The sequence below is a fragment of the Flavobacterium sp. RHBU_24 genome (assembly GCF_046613695.1).
GTDB lineage: Bacteria > Bacteroidota > Bacteroidia > Flavobacteriales > Flavobacteriaceae > Flavobacterium.
In genome coordinates this window covers 251226-269349 of sequence record NZ_JBKJHD010000002.1, presented here as the reverse complement: position 1 = coordinate 269349, position 18124 = coordinate 251226, and the positions used below count along the sequence as shown (strand labels likewise).

Annotated in this window: 18 protein-coding genes; 6 read left to right on the top strand and 12 right to left on the bottom strand. The window is 47.0% G+C overall.

The window, feature by feature from the left end:
* Nucleotides 1-162 precede the first annotated feature (162 nt).
* The 3 genes from ACLI09_RS03660 (at nucleotide 163) to ACLI09_RS03650 (ending at nucleotide 3052) form a co-directional block, all read left to right on the top strand.
* The gene (locus ACLI09_RS03660; RefSeq protein WP_411418232.1) at nucleotides 163-807 is read left to right on the top strand and encodes an NAD(P)-dependent oxidoreductase; all 645 of its coding nucleotides are present in this window, start codon (nucleotides 163-165) and stop codon (nucleotides 805-807) included.
* A 232-nt stretch (nucleotides 808-1039) separates the two neighbouring features.
* Nucleotides 1040-2077 carry an NAD(P)-dependent alcohol dehydrogenase gene (locus tag ACLI09_RS03655; protein WP_411418231.1) on the top strand — a complete coding sequence of 346 codons (1038 nt, stop codon included), beginning with the start codon at nucleotides 1040-1042 and terminating at the stop codon, nucleotides 2075-2077.
* Between the two features lie 63 nt (nucleotides 2078-2140).
* A complete protein-coding gene (locus ACLI09_RS03650) occupies nucleotides 2141-3052 on the top strand; it encodes a helix-turn-helix domain-containing protein (RefSeq protein ID WP_411418230.1) in 912 nt (303 codons plus the stop codon).
* 62 nt (nucleotides 3053-3114) lie between these two features.
* On the opposite strand, the gene radC is transcribed toward ACLI09_RS03650, so the two are convergent.
* The 6 genes from radC to ACLI09_RS03620 all read right to left on the bottom strand — a co-directional run bounded on the left by radC (nucleotide 3115) and on the right by ACLI09_RS03620 (nucleotide 8319).
* The gene (gene radC, locus ACLI09_RS03645; protein WP_411418229.1) at nucleotides 3115-3813 is read right to left on the bottom strand and encodes a RadC family protein; all 699 of its coding nucleotides are present in this window, start codon (nucleotides 3811-3813) and stop codon (nucleotides 3115-3117) included.
* 351 nt (nucleotides 3814-4164) lie between these two features.
* Nucleotides 4165-4797, bottom strand: coding sequence for a hypothetical protein (locus ACLI09_RS03640; RefSeq protein ID WP_411418228.1), 633 nt, complete (start codon nucleotides 4795-4797; stop codon nucleotides 4165-4167).
* 148 nt (nucleotides 4798-4945) lie between these two features.
* Nucleotides 4946-5155, bottom strand: a complete 210-nt coding sequence (locus ACLI09_RS03635; RefSeq protein ID WP_411418227.1) for a hypothetical protein — start codon at nucleotides 5153-5155, stop codon at nucleotides 4946-4948.
* Nucleotides 5156-5172: 17 nt separating this feature from the next.
* Complete coding sequence (locus ACLI09_RS03630; RefSeq protein WP_411418226.1) at nucleotides 5173-5886, bottom strand: siderophore-interacting protein; 714 nt, start codon at nucleotides 5884-5886, stop codon at nucleotides 5173-5175.
* Nucleotides 5887-5961: 75 nt separating this feature from the next.
* Nucleotides 5962-6819 carry a helix-turn-helix domain-containing protein gene (locus ACLI09_RS03625; RefSeq protein WP_411418225.1) on the bottom strand — a complete coding sequence of 286 codons (858 nt, stop codon included), beginning with the start codon at nucleotides 6817-6819 and terminating at the stop codon, nucleotides 5962-5964.
* Between the two features lie 141 nt (nucleotides 6820-6960).
* Nucleotides 6961-8319, bottom strand: a complete 1359-nt coding sequence (locus ACLI09_RS03620) for a UDP-N-acetylmuramate--L-alanine ligase (RefSeq protein WP_411418224.1) — start codon at nucleotides 8317-8319, stop codon at nucleotides 6961-6963.
* Between the two features lie 93 nt (nucleotides 8320-8412).
* Here ACLI09_RS03620 and ACLI09_RS03615 point away from each other — a divergent pair, with 93 nt between their 5' ends.
* Both ACLI09_RS03615 and ACLI09_RS03610 read left to right on the top strand, forming a co-directional pair.
* Nucleotides 8413-9162: a DNA polymerase beta superfamily protein gene (locus tag ACLI09_RS03615; protein WP_411418223.1), complete on the top strand. Its 750-nt coding sequence runs from the start codon at nucleotides 8413-8415 to the stop codon at nucleotides 9160-9162.
* Nucleotides 9162-10220, top strand: coding sequence for a DNA polymerase beta superfamily protein (locus ACLI09_RS03610; RefSeq protein WP_411418222.1), 1059 nt, complete (start codon nucleotides 9162-9164; stop codon nucleotides 10218-10220). Before ACLI09_RS03615 ends, ACLI09_RS03610 begins: the two co-directional genes overlap by 1 nt.
* A gap of 82 nt (nucleotides 10221-10302) precedes the next feature.
* On the opposite strand, the gene ACLI09_RS03605 is transcribed toward ACLI09_RS03610, so the two are convergent.
* Nucleotides 10303-10917, bottom strand: a complete 615-nt coding sequence (locus tag ACLI09_RS03605; RefSeq protein ID WP_411418221.1) for a hypothetical protein — start codon at nucleotides 10915-10917, stop codon at nucleotides 10303-10305.
* 108 nt (nucleotides 10918-11025) lie between these two features.
* Here ACLI09_RS03605 and lysM point away from each other — a divergent pair, with 108 nt between their 5' ends.
* Nucleotides 11026-11484, top strand: coding sequence for a peptidoglycan-binding protein LysM (gene lysM, locus ACLI09_RS03600; protein WP_411418220.1), 459 nt, complete (start codon nucleotides 11026-11028; stop codon nucleotides 11482-11484).
* Between the two features lie 96 nt (nucleotides 11485-11580).
* Here lysM and obgE read toward each other — a convergent pair whose 3' ends face one another.
* The 5 genes from obgE to ACLI09_RS03575 all read right to left on the bottom strand — a co-directional run bounded on the left by obgE (nucleotide 11581) and on the right by ACLI09_RS03575 (nucleotide 17889).
* Nucleotides 11581-12591: a GTPase ObgE gene (obgE, locus tag ACLI09_RS03595; RefSeq protein ID WP_411418219.1), complete on the bottom strand. Its 1011-nt coding sequence runs from the start codon at nucleotides 12589-12591 to the stop codon at nucleotides 11581-11583.
* Nucleotides 12592-12760: 169 nt separating this feature from the next.
* Complete coding sequence (locus ACLI09_RS03590; protein ID WP_411418218.1) at nucleotides 12761-14038, bottom strand: PQQ-dependent sugar dehydrogenase; 1278 nt, start codon at nucleotides 14036-14038, stop codon at nucleotides 12761-12763.
* A 175-nt stretch (nucleotides 14039-14213) separates the two neighbouring features.
* Nucleotides 14214-15842 (bottom strand): hypothetical protein, encoded by a 1629-nt coding sequence (locus tag ACLI09_RS03585; RefSeq protein ID WP_411418217.1) that lies wholly within the window; start codon nucleotides 15840-15842, stop codon nucleotides 14214-14216.
* Between the two features lie 264 nt (nucleotides 15843-16106).
* Entirely contained in the window at nucleotides 16107-17273 is a 1167-nt protein-coding gene (gene purT / locus ACLI09_RS03580) for a formate-dependent phosphoribosylglycinamide formyltransferase (protein ID WP_411418216.1), read from the bottom strand.
* A gap of 133 nt (nucleotides 17274-17406) precedes the next feature.
* Nucleotides 17407-17889 (bottom strand): hypothetical protein, encoded by a 483-nt coding sequence (locus ACLI09_RS03575; protein ID WP_411418215.1) that lies wholly within the window; start codon nucleotides 17887-17889, stop codon nucleotides 17407-17409.
* Between the last annotated feature and the right edge of the window lie 235 nt (nucleotides 17890-18124).

The following is an 18124-nucleotide window of genomic DNA, read 5'->3' as shown; positions in this document are numbered from 1 at the left end:
GTAAAACAGATTAACATTGCTGTAGCATAAACTTTCCTTAAAAACGCTACATTTGCACCATCAGGATCTCTTTATAAAATATCAATACGAAGCAGTGTAAGCTGTAGCCCGCAATTTATATGCGGCAAACCAACTATTGCCTTAATTTTATAAATGATTATCATGAAACCACATATGAAAATTGCCGTTATAGGCGGCACCGGAAAATCAGGCCGTTACCTGGTAAAAGCATTACTGCAACAGGAATATGCCATTAAAATGCTGGTGCGTAAAACAAGCCGTTTAGAGCCCTACATGGATGCTGCCCAATGCATTACCGGCGATGTTACAAACTATGAAAATGTGTATCAAACCCTTAGCGGGTGCGACGCGGTTATAAGCACTTTGGGATTGGGGCTTCCGCCGAGTGCGCCTAATATCTTTAACGCGGGTGCACAAAACATACTCCGGGCTATGGAGGCGCTGGGGATTCATCGCTATATAGTTACCACCGGGTTAAATGTAGATACGCCTTTTGATAAAAAAGGCCCTAAAACACAAACGGCTACTAACTGGATGCATGATAACTTTCCTGTTTCTACTGCCGATAAGCAAAAGGAATATGAAACTTTAGCCGCAAGTAAGGCCGAATGGACGATGGTGCGCCTACCGATTATAACCCTAACTAATGACCAAGGCGAAATCAACACAAGCCTTGAAGATTGTCTGGGCAATGCAATAAACGCGGCAAGCCTGGCGGCATTTCTTGTAGCACAGCTTGATGATGGTACCTTTATACATCAGGCACCGTTTATAGCAAATAAATAACGACTCAGGCTCCGTTGTAAGGGGCCTGTTTTAGTTTTATTTAACTGGTTTTCAGTTACTATAACTTTATAATGTATTTCTTGGTAAACGTTGTACTTATTTTGCTAACCTTTGCAAAACATAAGGCCTCAATTCAGATACAACCACCCTCAATTTGGATACAGCAACAGGAACTAATTTTAACCACCTTTGTATTACTGAAAATGTACAAATAACCACAAACAGTATAACCATGACAAAAAGTAGAGGATATGCGGCGCAAAGCCCTGAGACCGATTTAGCCCCGTGGGATTTTGAGCGCCGCGAAATAGGCCCCCACGATGTGCTTATTGATATTTTATATTGCGGCGTGTGCCATAGCGACCTGCACCAGATTAAAAACGACTGGTTTCCCGGGATATTCCCCATGGTACCGGGCCACGAAATTGTGGGCCGCATAGCAGCAGTGGGCGGCCATGTAACAAAATTTAAGGTGGGCGACCTTGCCGGTGTAGGCTGTATGGTAGAGAGTTGCGGGCAATGCGAAGACTGCACCCACAACCTGGAGCAGTTTTGCAGCGATGGCGTGCAAACCTATAACGGCATGGGCCACGATGGCATCCCCACACTGGGCGGCTATAGTAACAATATAGTTGTTACAGAGCATTTTGCGCTGCACATTTCAGATAAGATAAGCCTGGCTGCCGTAGCGCCGTTACTGTGTGCCGGTATTACAACCTACTCGCCTTTACGGTATTGGAAGGTTGGCCCCGGCCATAAAGTTGCCGTTCTTGGCCTTGGGGGGCTGGGCCACATGGCAGTAAAATTTGCGGTAGCCTTTGGCGCCGATGTTACGGTACTAAGTACGTCGCCATCAAAAGAGGCCGATGCCAAAGCACTTGGCGCACACCACTTTGTGGTTACAAAAGACCCTGAACAGGTTGCGGCAGTAACCAAGACATTTGACTTTATTGTTGACACAGTATCTGGCGCGCACGACATCAATATGTACCTGAACATGCTTAAAAGCCGCGGCACACACATTGCCCTGGGCGCTCCGTCAGAACCGTATGTAATACCTGCCTTCTCACTGCTTGTGGGTGGTAAAGCCGTAGCAGGAAGCGGTATAGGCGGTATTGCCGAAACCCAGGAAATGCTGGACTTCTGCGCCGAGCACAACATAGTTTCAGATATTGAAATCATTGATATTAAAGACATCCACGCAGCATACGAACGGATGGAAAAAGGCGACGTACGCTATCGTTTTGTAATAGATATGGCTACGCTGTAACACTTTATAAAAACAAAAGAAAAGCTATCTTTACGGTAGCTTTTCTGCTTTAAAAACCTGATTATGAAGAAACCTGCAAAACCTATAGTACCCATAGCCAGCATTACCGAACTGCACCGCATACTGGGCATCCGCGAGCCGGAGCACCCGCAGGTAAGTATAGTGTATTTTAGTGAGATTGTAAATTCAAAAGCCGATTTTACCCAGGGCTTTGTGCTTGATTTTTATATGGTTGCGGCCAAGCGCGACTTTAATGGCAAGGTGCGCTACGGCCAGCATTACTACGATTTCGACGAAGGCGTAATGAGCTTTGTTGCGCCCGGCCAGTTGTGCTATGAAGACGAACCGACTGACCGCCCCGCCAATGGTTTTATGCTGCTGTTTCACCAGGATTTTATCCAGGGGTATGCCTTGGGGAAAAACATTAAGCACCACGAATATTTTAGCTATGAAGCCAATGAAGCGCTATATGTTTCAAAAAAGGAAGAAGTACTTATTGAGCAGATATTGAGCAATATAGCAAGCGAATACCACGGTAATATAGACCGTTTCACGCAGGACGTTATCGTGTCGCACATAGAGCTACTGCTTAACTATTGCAACCGCTTTTACAACCGGCAGTTCATTACACGCAAGCAGGCCAATAACGACCTGATTGCCAAGCTGGAACAGTTGCTTAATAACCATTTGAATGCCCATGACGCAAGCCTGCCAAAAGTTAAAGATTTGGCCGACCAGCTTAACGTTTCACCCGGATATTTAAGCGATATGTTGCGTGCCCACACCGGCCAGAATGCACAGCAGCACATACATAACAAACTGATAGACAAAGCTAAAGAAATTTTAACTACCACCGAACTTACTGTAAGTGAGGTGGCCTACCGCCTGGGGTTTGAGTACCCGCAGTCGTTCAGCAAGTTATTTAAGGCCAAAGCCAATGTTAGTCCGCTGGAATACAGGCGGTTGTTTAATTAGCTGTCAACCTTCAGCAATCAGCACCTATATGGCTGAAAGCTGACAGCTTAGCGCTGAAAGCTTTAAAGGATTCCCTCATCCACAAAACTCATATAGCTATGTTCGGTAACTATCACATGGTCAAGCACTTTAATATCTAATGAGATCCCTGCGGCCTTTAGCTGCCGGGTTATTTGCTTATCGGCATCGCTGGCCTTCAGCACGCCGCTGGGATGGTTATGTACCAATATTATTCCCACGGCATTATGCTCCAGGGCAGTCTTAAAAACCAGGCGAACGTCTACCACGGTACCGGTTAACCCGCCCTTGCTCAGCTGGGTTTTATAAATTACTTTGTTACTGTTATTCAGGTAGATAATCCAAAATTCCTCGTGCGGCAATTCACCGATAACAGGCTGCATGATTTCAAAAACAGCCTTGCTGCTGGTTATCTTATCCAGCACTTTTACATCCTCTTCTCGGCGGCGGCGGCCCAGCTCCATAGCGGCGGCGATGGTTACGGCCTTGGCATCGCCTATGCCTTTAAAAGCCATAAGTTGCTTATAACCAAGCTTCCCCAGCGCGTTAAGGTTATTATCTACACTTTTTAATATGCGCTTGCTCAGTTCTACCGCGCTCTCGTTCCGGCTGCCACTGCCTATAAGTATGGCAATCAGTTCGGCATCGCTTAAGGCGGCTTTTCCCTTTAGCATCAGCTTTTCGCGCGGCTGATCGTCTTCGGCCCAAAATTTTATGGAGATATTTTGCTGTAGGTCGTCCATGTTTTTACGGTGGTTTGAATTACTAATTTAGGCAATTTTTCTTCCCAACCTCCTACCTCATCAAAATATAGTATTGATAACTTTTTTAAAGACTCAAAATCGGCCTTATCTTCCACATTTTGCTTTACAAATTGCACTCTTTTTGCAAAAAGTGCGTTTTTATGCCAAAAATTAAACTCTTCATTTTAAATACCATAGCATTATATATTCCACAAACAGCTTTACATTGCCTAACATTGTTAATAATTGTAATTACTGAACAAACGGCTTCAGTACACTGCTTTGTAAAATTACCTATGGGAGTATTTTCAAACTAAAGCAATTTATAAAAAAAAGCCCGGAGGCGTTTCTTTAATTGTGGTAAACCAGGCGGTATTCTATTTTGAGTCCTTCTGAATTCAAATAGCGGTACCTCCTTAACACAAGTCCTATACCCGGACTGAAAAATGTTTGATACCCTATACCGGCAGCTCCCCCATTTGCAACAGGGGTAAAATAACTTTGATAATTATATGCAGAGTACGATTGCCCTTCCACTTCTATATCCTGCTGCTGAAACAACTGGGTAGCCATATAGCCTATGGTATCGTTGTTAGCCATTGTATAAGGATAATTATCTGTAAAATCAGTATCGTTTCCCGGGCTTACAATCCTTCCCCGCGAATTTATAAGATGCCCGTTCTCATCTACACGCTGATAAGTATGATTTGTATCTGAAAGATTACCGCCTGTACCATAGGTCTTTGTTTCAAAATCAAAATACGTTTCACCATAAAATTCCTGTGTGCCAACGATTTTAACCGTATCGATAACTGAATTAAAGATAAACGTTCCTTCTGAATTTTGGCTGTAATGTTTGTAAGCCCAGGTATCGCCTATCTCAAAATTAAAAAAAGCCTCTTCTGCCGGGGCAGAATTATCATCATCATTAGAACAGGAAAACAGTGTGGCAGTAATAGCCGCCAGTGCAAAAATTTTTCTCATGGATATATAAATTGGTTCAGTATCTAAACCCATAGGGTTAAAAAATAGTATGCCACGGTGTTAAAATAAATTATTGTGGCGGAAGCTACTTTTTTCAGCACCTTTCCAATATATTTCTATGAGCCAATCTAAATCTTCTCCCCGGAGCCTAAAACAGTTCCTCGCAGTCAAAACCGGTAACCAGCAGTAGTGTTGTTACGGCATCGGCTACATCGGCGGTGGTATCTATGCGCAGTATGTTGTCGCTGTCGTCAAGGTCAAAATTCCAGCGGGCACCGGGCAGCAGTTCGTCAAGGTCGACCGTTAGTTTTGTTATGTCTTTTTCGGTAGCCACCGAAGTTTTAAACACGTAAATCATAGTCTTTTTTTAAGATATTACAACCCTTTTTTACCACTGATCCAATAGCCCTGCAAATGCACTTTACCCTGTGCCACACCTTTTAACGCCTTGCGCAGCGCCTGTGCCGAAACCACATTGCCGGTAAGTATAAAGGTGGCCAAACGCCAACTCATGTCCTGCAATTGGGGTAACAACTTTATTATTTCAGGATTTTTGAATGCGCCGTTTTTTGGGAATACGGTATAATTTTCCAGGCCCAGAAGCGCGGGAACTTCGCCGTTTTCGGGGTCAAGTTCAAGGTAAAAACGGAAGTCCTGACGGTTCTTTTTAAACGATTGCTGAAAAGAACAGGCCAGCGCCAGCGAAGTTTCGTCGCCAAAAATTACATAATTATCAGTGCCAATGTCATAATACTTATGGCCGCGCGGGGCGCTTATGTTTACGGTGTCGCCAGGTTGCAGCGCGTCCATAAAACGGGCGCCGGGCGCGTTGCCGTGCAGGTGCACCACGAGCTCGAGTATGCCGTTAACATCATCTACAAACGACGGGGTGTAGCGGCGCACTTCGGTATCGGTAACGCGGAAATCAATACAGTAGCCCTCGCGGAAATCAAGACCAGAAAAGTCGCCGCTAAACGTAATTTTTTTAACCGAGGAAGACAACAGCCGGGTGGCGGTTACTACCATAGAGGGAAGTTTTGGAGAGAGGCGTTCAACCACGTCAAACAGCCATTTTGGAGCACTGGGCATAGTGTTAGTTTTTATGCCGCAAAGTACGTGCAAAAGCCAGTGGCAAACCATGCCGCAAACGGGGCAAGTATTGTACTAATCGTGGTTTTTGTTCCTGAAGGCCAATGCCGTCATCCCTACAGCTTCGGCAAACAGCCTTGAAAAGTAAGGGTAATCGTCGTAACCCAGCTCATTAGCTATTTCCTTAACCGACTTTGCAGAATGGTACAAAAGGCGTTTTGCCTCCAGCACCATACGCTCGCGTATGTGGTGCGATACCGGGAAACCGGTCGCGTTTTTTACACATTCGTTAAGGTAGGCGGTAGAAATATTTAGGCCGGCAGCGTAGGCCGACGGACGCTTATGGCTGAGGAAATCACGCTCCAGTGCTGCCTTAAAATCGCGCGTAACGCTGTTGTAGCGTAGCAAACTACCGGATGGCCCGGCCTGCGCCGAATATTGAGATATGATAAGTCCTACGAGCGTATTGCAGCAGTCCTTAAGCAGGGTTTGGTACAGTTTATCGTCCCGGCGTTCGCAGAGTTTTATGCACAGCGACGCGGTTTCGGTAAGGAGGTAGAAGGTTTCGGCAGTGAGTGTTAACGGCCCGGAGGGGGTTATAGATTGCAGCAGGGGTATATATTCAGGATTGAGGTTTTCGCTGTTTACCATCATAGCAAAAAACGATACGTTACTCAGGTTCATTACCCGGTGTACCTGCAACGGATGTATGTAAGCGATGGTGTGCGGTTGCAACACGTGCTCCTGAAAATCGACCTCAACCCGCGTGGTGCCCTGCTCCTGCAAAAAGAATACATGGTAGGCATCGCGGTGCACCTGGTTAATATCCACCTTACCGTCAAGATCGGCCGCGGTAGCCTTACCTATGGCAATGCCCAGCCCGTGCTTATCGGGCATGGTATGCACGGGTATAGATGCAGATTTTTTAGGCATTGATGGATTTTTATGGTTTACAAGCCCCCGGGCGCTGCCAGGGGCAATTATGTGCGCACGCCGCCGTGGGTCGGGTAGCTCGGCGCGAGTGAAGCTCAGTTACAAAATATAAACCCTGAACTACAAACCCTAAACAACAAACTAAATCAACGTTTTAACCTCATCAAAATTTAATCCTCCATAGTTACCGCTGCTCATAAGCAACAGCGCGGCGCCCCGGGTATCATATTTTAGTTCGTACAGGTATTGCTTAAATGCGGCCGGATTAGTATATATAATAAGGTCTTCCCTGTTAAACGCTTCGGCAATCTGTTCGTAGCTCACCTCTTCCAGCTGTTTTATTTTTACCGCATCGGGGCTGTAAAACACCACTGCTACATCAGCCGCATCGAGCGCGCCACGGTATTCTTTTAAAAATTCGGCGTTCAGGCTGCTATAAGTATGCAGTTCCAGGCAGGCAATAAGCGTTTTGTCCGGATACTGCTCCTTCACGGCGCGGGTGGTAGCGGCTACCTTGCTGGGTGAATGCGCAAAATCTTTATAGGCTACATTTTTGCCGTTTTCGGCTATTTTTTCAAGGCGCTTGCTGGCCCCTTTAAAGGTGGCAATGGCTTCGTAAAAGTCGGCTTCGTCAACCCCCATGTTCTGGCAAATCCATTTGGCGCCGGCCAGGTTGTTAAGGTTGTGTGCGCCAAATACGGCAATAGGCATAGGGCCTTCGGGCGTATCGAGCAGGGTAACACCATCTTCTACGGTATACTCCGGCGTGTGGTAGGCAATTTTGCGAATCGGGTTGGCAGCGGCTTCGGCTATCTTTTTCACCTCTGGGTCGTTCTCGTTGTATACGAGTATACCGCCGTTGGTTATCATCTGAATGAATATCTCAAACTGCTCCACATAGTTCTCAAACGTAGGGAACACGTTAATATGGTCCCAGGCTATGCCGCTTATCAGGGCAATATTAGGCTGGTACAGGTGAAATTTCGGCCTCCTGTCCATAGGCGAAGAAAGGTATTCGTCGCCTTCCAAAACGATAAAATCGTTGTCTTCGGTAAGGTGTACCATGGTGTCAAAACCCTCCAGCTGCGCGCCCACCATATAATCTACATCACGGTTGTGGTAATGCATTACGTGCAGTATCATGCTGGTAATGGTGGTTTTGCCGTGGCTTCCGCCTATTACTACGCGGGTTTTATCTTTGCTTTGTTCATATAAAAACTCAGGGTAGCTGTATATTTTCAGGCCAAGTTCCTGCGCCTTTAGCAGCTCCGGGTTATCGGCTTTGGCGTGCATGCCCAGTATGATGGCTTCTATATCGGCGGTAATGCGCTCGGGGAACCAACCCAATTCTTTAGGCAGCAGGCCTTTCTTTTCAAGGCGGGTGCGGCTGGGCTCAAATATGGCATCGTCGGAGCCGGTTACGTTATATCCTTTACTGTGCAGGGCCAGGGCCAGGTTGTGCATGGCGGCGCCCCCTATGGCGATAAAATGTGTACGCATTTATGTGGAAGTTTCTTAAAGTCTTTGTTTGTGTAAAAGTAGGGAATAGATTTTAAAAATGTAAATTTGGGAAGGAATAACAAAGATATTTGTATGCAACAAACCATACTCAATAAACTTGCTGAAATAGAAAAGCATCACAACATAACCATACTGCACGCGGTAGAATCGGGCAGCCGTGCATGGGGTTTTGCCAGCCCCGACAGTGATTATGACATCCGCTTTATTTATAAGAAGCCTGCCGACGAATACCTTAACCTTTGGGAAAAACCCGATGTAATAGAATTTGTGACCAGCGAAGATCTCGACGGCTCCGGCTGGGATATCAACAAAGCCCTGCAACTGCTTGCCAAATCAAACGGCGCGCTGCTGGAATGGCTGTTCCCGCCCGTTACTTATAAAACTGATGATGCTTTTTTGGCGCAAATGCAGGCTTTTGCCCAGGATTGTTTTTCACCTCTTGCCACACTGCACCATTACCTGGGCACCACCAAAAACTTTATGGAAGTGTGCGAAGCAGAACATGTAAAGCTAAAAAGCTACTTCTACGCGCTACGCTCTGCCCTCGCCGGCAAATGGATTATAGATAGCAACACTATTCCACCGGTGGCTTTCACCGATTTGCTGGTTATTGCCCCTGATGAAGTACGGCAGAAGGCTAAAGAGTTAATGGAAATTAAAGCCATAAACGATGAAAAATACTTGCATCCGCGTGAGGAAATCATAACAGATTATTTAAAAGCTACAGTTATTTATAATCAGGAATATGCCGCCGGATTGGCAGCAGGGAAGAAGATTAATGCAGAACTTGAAGCCTTTTTCAGGGTCGAAATACAACGATAATGACCATAGCCGATTTAAAAGACCGCAACCTGATTTTGTTTGAAACCATAGCGGGTAGCAAGTCGTTCGGGCTTGATACGCCTACTTCAGACACCGATATTAAAGGCGTTTTTTACCTGCCAAAAGAAATGTTCTTTGGTATGGAATACATCCCGCAGGTGAATAACGAAACCAATGATATAGTGTATTATGAGCTTGGCCGCTATATAGAACTCCTCACAAAAAACAACCCGAATATACTGGAGCTGCTTGCAACACCTGAAGATTGCGTATTACACCGCCATCCGGTTATGGAGCAACTGCAACTTAGCAACTTCCTGTCAAAACTTTGTAAAGATACCTTTGCCGGATATGCCGCCACCCAGATTAAAAAGGCGACCGGACTCAAAAAGAAAATTATAAACCCGGTAGATAAGGAGCGCAAGAGTTTGCTTGATTTTTGCTATGTACTTTCGGGGAACACCAGTATCCCGCTTGCCGATTGGCTCAGTGAAAACAACCTTAGCCAGGAGCAATGCGGCTTGGTGAGCATCCCACATTTTAAAGATATGTTTGCCGTGTTTATCGATACCGGAAATGTTTTAGTCTATAAAGGGGTAGCGAAAGGTACAGAATCTAACCAGGTAGTGCTCTCGTCTGTACCAAAAGGAGAAACAGCAGCCGCGCACCTGTATTGTAACAAAGAAGCCTATTCGTCCTACTGCAAAGATTATAAGGAATACTGGGACTGGATAAAAAAACGCAACGAAGACCGCTATAACACCAACAGCCTGCACGGTAAAAACTATGATTCTAAAAACATGATGCATACCATCCGGCTGTTACAATCAGCAAAGCAAATACTTACCGAAGGTGCTTTGAACATAAGGGTGAATAACCGTGAGGAACTATTAAATATTAAATCAGGGAATATGGAATATGATGATCTGATGGTTTTGGCAAATTCACTTTTAGATGATATTGAAAAAGCAAAAGATACTTCTGCCCTGCCAGAGCGACCCAATATTTTAAAAGCAGAACGACTGCTTGTTGCAATGCGGACTGAACTTTATAAATGAGATTCCTCGGTTCCGTTCCTCCACTCGGAATGGAAGACAATGTGTAGAAAAACCACAAAAAGCCGCCCACACAGGAGGTCTATTATCTCTTATCTTTCATCTCATAGTCCCGCTTTTTTCTCTCATCAAGCTTAGCTTCCAGCGGTTCAAATATCTCTTTACGAAATCTTCTTATCTTGAGCGCATTTGGGATGTACCATAAGTCCTGGTTAATAACCTTATAGTCTACACCGTAAAATGCAAACGTGGTCGACGTGCTGTCGTCAGGGCGGGTCCAGGCCTGCACCACTTCTTTAGAGTCGCGGAAATAAAAATTAGTAAAGCGCCAGTAATCCCTGTGATCACTCGTGTCGCGCACCGAAATATTATCGGCAACCCCGGGCGGTTTGTGTAATTTACCCTCTTTTTCAAGTTCGCGTATTGCTGCGATTACCTCGCCTTCTGACGCACTCAGATGATACACTTCGGCATGGGGAAAGCTCCCGGCACCAAAGCCAAATTTTAAAAAATCATAGATTTGGAAACCTACCCACGCTACAATCAAAACAAGGATTGAGCTGATGATAAGGCGTTTTTTAGTAAGGGGCATAGGGTTTAAGTTGGTGGTTGATACTCCAAAGATAACAATAAAAATGCCTCGACAAAAAACATGCTCCTCGTCTATCATCTCAAACTCATTTTCATAATCCCTTAACACGCTACTGTAAGTATAGCCTAAACCTTTGCCAAAAACACCACTCCCCTTTTTACAACTATACCAAAACGCCTAAATTAGTGTATAACCTAATTTAAAATACACTAAAAAATGGCAACACTAACATTTAACAAAGATGCGGGTACGCAGCTTTTCGGAAAGATAAACGCCGCTGCGCCGGACAGCGAAAACCTGAAGGCAAGCGAACTGCTTAAATTTGTAAAAGGGCTGGGGCTTACGTATAAAAACATTAAGCTGTCTACAAGCGGGCAAAACGTAACCCTTGAGGGCGAGGTAGAGCACCAGGCCGACGCCGAAAAAATAGCCCTGGCAGTAGGCAATGTAGGCGGGGTACAATCGGTTAACAACCAGATGCGGGTAACGGCCAGCGAACCTGAATCGCAGTTTTATACCGTAGTGAGCGGCGACTCACTGAGTAAAATTGCAGGTAAGTATTATGGTGATGTACAAAAATATAACGTGATTTTTGAAGCAAACAAACCCATGCTGTCTGACCCTGATAAGATTTATCCCGGACAGTTGCTGAGGATTCCCGCAGCGAAAGCATAGGGAAAAGTACATAAAAAAACAGTCACACTACGGCAAGCGTAGTGTGACTGTTTTTTTATGTAACACCCTCACAGGCGGCCTATTATCTAAGCGTATTTACTCAGCCGTAACATTCAGCATCTCCCACAGCTTGTCTTTAAGTTCTGTAAGGCCCTGTTGCGCGACTGAAGATATCATCAGGTACGGCATACCTTTAAAGGTAACGTCGAGATTGGCTTTCATTTCGGCGGTGAGTTCGCTGTCCAGCATATCGCATTTAGAAATTACGATAACGCGCTCCTTATCAAGAATCTCAGGGTTGTAGCGGCGCAGTTCGTCCAGTAATATCTCATACTCCTTTTTAATATCAGCAGCATCTGCCGGGATAAGGAAAATAAGTATTGAGTTACGCTCTATATGGCGCAAAAAGTAATGGCCCAAGCCCTTGCCCTCTGCAGCGCCCTCTATAATCCCCGGTATATCGGCAATTACAAAACTCTGGAAATCCCTGTAGGCCACAATGCCCAGGTTAGGCTTCAGCGTGGTAAACGGGTAATCGGCAATTTTTGGTTTGGCGCTGGTAAGCACACTAAGCAGCGTACTCTTGCCCGCATTGGGGAAGCCTACCAAACCTACGTCGGCAAGTACTTTTAGTTCCAGCAGTACGTCAATTTCCTGTGTAGGCATACCCGGCTGGCTATAACGCGGCGTTTGGTTCGTAGAGCTGCGGAAGTGCCAGTTGCCCAGCCCGCCCTTGCCGCCTTTGGCCAAAATACGCTGTTCGCCGTCTTCGGTTATTTCAAAAAGTACGTCGCCGGTTTCCTGGTCTTTCACCACGGTACCCAGCGGCACTTCAATATACTTATCCTCACCATCGGCACCAGTGCTGCGGGCGCTACCGCCATCGCCGCCGTGCCCCGCCTTAATATGGCGTGCAAACTTCAGGTGGAACAACGTCCACAAACTTTTATTACCCACCAGGTACACGTGGCCGCCACGGCCGCCATCGCCCCCATCGGGGCCGCCTTTTTCAATAAACTTTTCCCTGTGCAGGTGCGTAGATCCCTTGCCGCCCTTGCCGGACGACACATATATCTTTACATAATCTACAAAATTGCCCTCTGTCATCGTATTCGTTTAAAGTGTATAAGTCAAAAGTTTGAAAGCTGCAAAAGTACGTTATTTTTATGAAACGGAAACGCCGGAGGTAAATTCCGGCGTTTCGGCATTTTTTATAAAAAAATCCTGCGGCAAGCGCCGCAGGACTCCTTAGTAACTATTTAGTAAGATGAAAAAACTATTTGTTGGCCGTTACCTTCCACAGCGTGTTTCCGGCATCATCGTTAACCAGCAGGCTGCCGTCGTTCAGTACGGTAACATCTACCGGGCGGGCATAAGCCTCGGCTTTGCCTTCATCGGCTATAAAACCGGTAAGGAAATCTTCGGGCATGCCGCTGGGCTTTCCGTCTTTAAACGGCACGAAAAGTACTTTATAACCGCTTAGCACACTGCGGTTCCATGAGCCGTGCTGGCCCACAAACGCGCCGTTTTTATACTTCGCCGGAAAGGCATCTTTAGTGTAAAACGCCAGCCCCAGTGATGCCGTGTGAGCACCTACCGGTACATCGGGTATAATGGCTTTGGCTACCAGTTCCGGTTTCTGGCCTTTCATGCGCGGGTCTTCTATCTGCCCGTAATACGAATAAGGCCATCCGTAAAAACCACCGTCTTTAACGCTGGTTATATAATCGGGCACCAGGTTATCCCCCAGTTCGTCGCGCTCGTTTACGGCGGTCCACAGCTCTTTGTTTACCGGGTTCCAGTCCATACCCACAGGGTTACGCAGCCCGGTGGCATATATGCGCTCGCCACTTCCGTCAGGGTTTACCTCCAGTATGGCCGCGCGGCGCACCTCGTTTTCCATACCGTGTTCGCCCACATTGCTGGACGACCCTACCGATATGTATATTTTACTGCCGTCGGCATTTGCAATAAGGTTACGCGTCCAGTGGTTGTTGTAGCCACCGGCGGGCAATTCTACTATCTTTTTGCCTTTGCCCTGTATTTTAATATCGCCTTCTTTATAAGGATACATATACAGGCCGTCGGTACAGGCGGCATAAAATTTATCTTTTAGTATCAGTACGCCATAAGGCTGGTTTAGCCCTTCGGCAAATACAGCGCGGGTTTTATAAGCCCCGCTTTTATCGCTGTCACGGAAAAGGGTAATGCGGTTAGCGCTGCCACGGGTGCCGCTCTCTACCACAAACAAATCGCCGTTAGGTGCTACGTAAGTATTGCGTGGGTTTTCTAAATCCGAAGCAAATTTTGTAACCGTAAATCCCGCCGGGGCTTTAGGCGCAGCGCCTTCGGGCCAGTCTACCATTTTGCTGTCTTTAGAAACGCTTTTGGTAGCATAGGGCGCGGGCAGTTCAAGCGGGCCTATTGCCGTGGTAACCGTAGTGCCGCCCTGCGCTTTGGCTTCCTGCTTTTCTTCTTTAGTAACCTGTTTTTCCTTGCAGGCGCCCAGGGTTAAAAGCCCGGTAAGTGCAAGTACTGTGGTAATATGTTTCATTTAAATAAATGTTTTTGAAAATTCGGCAGGTTAAATTTAATAGGATTTAGCCGTGTGTTGTACAATATTGGGTATATTTTAACAGGACTACCACTGTAACACGATAGCCCTGATTAACGCACTCCCCTTTCCCGGCACCGCAACTAATAAATTGGCAGCACGTGCCGCCACCCCATTACTTACCCCCCAGTTGTAGATTATCAAACTTGTTAACGTCAATAACTTCTTCGGTATCGGCATCATAGGATATAGAGATGCTGTCGCCCACAGTGGTTACAGGCAATTCGTTGCTAAGCTGCGACGAACCTATAAATATCTTGGGCGAACCCTGCACGGTAAAATAATAAAAGCTGTTGCCGTTTTTAATGTCGCTCTGTATGCGCGATACCACGCTTTTCAACTCTTTACGGTCGGTACGCGATTCGGTAGTAATGCGGTTGCCCGCCATGTTAAACACGTTTTTATATGACATCAGCGTTTCGCGCATGGTATTGCCCACGCCTACTATGGTGTAGTCGCCTATGGCTACCATGGCATACATTTTTACCAGGCCGCCGCCGTCTTTAAGCGTCATTACATACGTGGGTATATTGTTAATGCTGTAAGGTATGGGCAGCGAAGCCTTATACCCCTTTTCCTGTACCTTGCCTTCGGCGCTGCGCTGGGCGGCATATTCGGTAGCGCCGCTCTGGTTGTACATGGTGGCCTCTTTAGTACGGGTATCTACCAGCATAAAGCCCACAGCGCTTTCATCCTTCCCCACAGATGATAAGCCGGTATACCAGTAAGAGCGGTTATCGTGGCCGTATACCAGTGTTAGCTCCTCGGTTATCATCAGTTTATCCTCGTTGCTAAAATTCCAGTAGCCGTGCACATATTCACCCCATGATTGCAGCTGGTCTTCCACAAATTTTATAGGCTGTATGCGGTCTATCCAGGCCGGCACCTTATCCAGGCCAAAATCCTGTATGGCGCCCGTTTGGGCATCTACAACCACCACACCGGTGGCATCGTTTCCGCTAAAGCCTATTTTCTTTTTAAACGTTGTGGCTACCCAGTAGGGCTTACCGGCATCATCTACCTCAAAAATATAATCGGTAATGCCTGTGGTTTCATACCCGTTGAAATAGATGTGGCGGGCTATTTCACTGCCAAAGAATGCAGAAGGCTGGTATTTTATCTTCAGTTCCTTTCCGCCCAGTTTTTGCACCAGCCTTACATCGCGCTCGTTAGTGGCCGAGACCATTACGTAGCCTTCGGTACCCTCGCTGTTATTGAGCCATTTAAAAAAGCCCGAATGCAGCAGCGGCGCTACCCAGTACAGCTTGCCGTCTACCTTTTGGATAAAAAACTCGCCCAACTCGCATTTGCTGCCCAACGCCGGGTCGCTGCCCAGTATTTTTTCGCCCAGCAGGGTTGCAAGGGGTTCGTCTACCACGCGCACTTCGTCTAACGATATGGGCGCGATGTGGTTCGTCATCTTAGTGCCGTTCTTTACGGGGCCAATAAGCTCCCGGTAGGCCTGGCTGCGGAAAATGGGAAGGGTGGTAAGTACCGGGCCTATTATAAGGTAAGCAACCACGGCAGCAATACCCCATAAAAGGTAGCGGTGCGCCGGTACGGCATTAAAGCGCATTTTTTCGCCCTGCCCCGTTACCCTGAACAACAGCAGCGCGGTAAGCAGTAGCAACCCCATAAGCATTAGCGGCAGTTTTATATAACCAAAGTTTATTACAGGCAGCCCGTTATAAATAAACAGGAATCCTAAAACAATAATAAACAGTGTAATGGTAATTTTTTTCATCTGATATTTGGTTTTGCATATTAGTATGGATGTGCCGCATATTGTTACAAGCGCTACCGCATAAACATCATCGAAAAAATTACCTTCATTTGTTTACTTCATCCGCTTAAGAAGGCCACACCGGTAAGGCAAAGGCACAGGATTTTAAGAGGTACACCAAATCGCGCGTTTTGCCCGGGCCGGGCCTTTAGGACATGGAGCCTTAAAAAAACGCCTGTTCTGTTTCATCGATTTGGCATGCCGTTATATTTGAGCGGGATAGGCTTACCCTTCACTTACCGTAACCAGCGCGGCGGCGGCTTTGGCCTTTTCCACCACTTCCTCAACCGGTGTGCCAAGGGCATCGCTTACCAAGGCCACGCCCATGCGGCGGTAGGGCCTTGTAGTAGGTTTGCCAAACAGGCGGAAGTCGGTTTTAGGCAGTGCGGCTATTTGCTCAATACCACTAAATACCGGTACACCCGTGCCCGAGGCTAATATTACGGCGCTTGCACCGGTTTTTTCTAATGTTATTTCGGCAATGGGCAGGCTTAGTACCGCACGCAGGTGCAGTTCAAACTCGCTGAAGTTTTGCGTTCCCGCAAGGGTTACCATACCGGTGTCGTGCGGCCTTGGCGAAAGTTCGCTAAAGTACACGCCCTCATCCGCCAGGAAAAACTCTACGCCAAACAACCCCGCGCCACCCAGGGCTTCGGTAACCTTGCGTGCCATGTCCTGCGCTTCGACAAGGGCCACATCGCTCACATGCGCGGGCTGCCAGCTCTCCTGGTAGTCGCCGCGCTCCTGCCTGTGCCCTATAGGAGGGCAAAACAATGTAGGGTTGTTGTTTTGGGTAACGGTAAGCAGGGTAATTTCGCTGTTAAAGTTTACAAACGCTTCTACAATTACCTCTACCACGTCGCCGCGGCTGCCTTCTACGGCATAGTTCCAGGCTTTTTCAATGTCGCTGCCGGTTTTTATGGTGCTTTGGCCTTTACCTGAAGACGACATAAGCGGCTTTACCACACAGGGCATGCCCACTTCGGCCACAGCCTGCTGCAGTTCGTCGGCTGATGTTGCGTAACGGTAGTTAGCCGTACGCAGCCCCAGTTCTTTAGCCGCAAGGTCGCGGATGGCCTTACGGTTCATGGTAAAGTTGGCCGCCTTAGCGCTTGGCACCACGGTAATGCCCTGCTTTTCATAATCATAAAAACGCTCGGTACGTATGGCTTCTATTTCGGGGACAATAAAATCGGGGGTATGTTTTGCAATAACGGCATCGAGGGCGGCGCCGTCGAGCATATTGATTACCTCAAAGCCATGGGCTACCTGCATGGCAGGCGCATTCTCGTAGCTGTCTACGGCTATAACGGTTTGCCCCAGGCGCTGCGCGGCAATTACAAATTCTTTACCCAGTTCTCCCGACCCTAATAGTACTATCTTTTTTTGCATAATTGAGCCCCCTAACCCCCAAAGGGGGAATTGCTGCCGGGGTAAGGCAGTGTTATGTTGTTTATATAGCAAAGGTACAAAGTTTTATGAGTTTGTTAGAGGCGAGGCCTTAGGACCTAAGCCACTAAGCGCCTTAGATCTTTATCTTCAGTTTGTTTTTAGTCAGCTGTACAATAAGCAGGCTTATGGTAACGGTTGCCACTAAAGAGGCGAGCGCCAGCAGGCTGGCTATGGCAATAATACTGTAGGGAATGGCAGCCAGCAGGGGCTTGTGCCCGGTAAACATACGCAGGCCTATGCCGCCGATGTAAATAACCGTTAGCCCGATGAGCAGGCGGATGTTTACGCGCAAAGTAAACCGGAAACTTGCGCCCAGGGTATCATGCTTTTCAAGATAAAAAGCGATACGCAAACCGCTGTACCATAATGATCCGCCCAACAGCCCGGCTACCGCTACCCAAGCGGCTGGATGCCAGAATACCTTAAAACTGCTTACCTTAAGCAACAGGCTAAACGGAAAATAATCGCGCAGGCCCAAGAATAGCCATAAGCACAGCAGCCCGGCGGGCAGGCCGAGGGCAAGGGCATATACCGCGCCTGTTTTATTGGTTTCCATAGGGGTAAAAGTAAGAAAAAAAGTGTATTGTATTGCAGCAAAACCACCCCGGCTTTCAGCCACCCCTCAGGAGGGGAATTAGCTTCACTCTTATGAATATGAAGCCGCACACGTACTACGATTCCCTCCTGAGGGGTGCCCGCAGGGCGGGGTGGTTTCCATTACTCCCCAAATATAATAAATACAAAAAAATCCCCCGCCGCGGCGAGGGATTCACTATATAAAACTGTAAAAA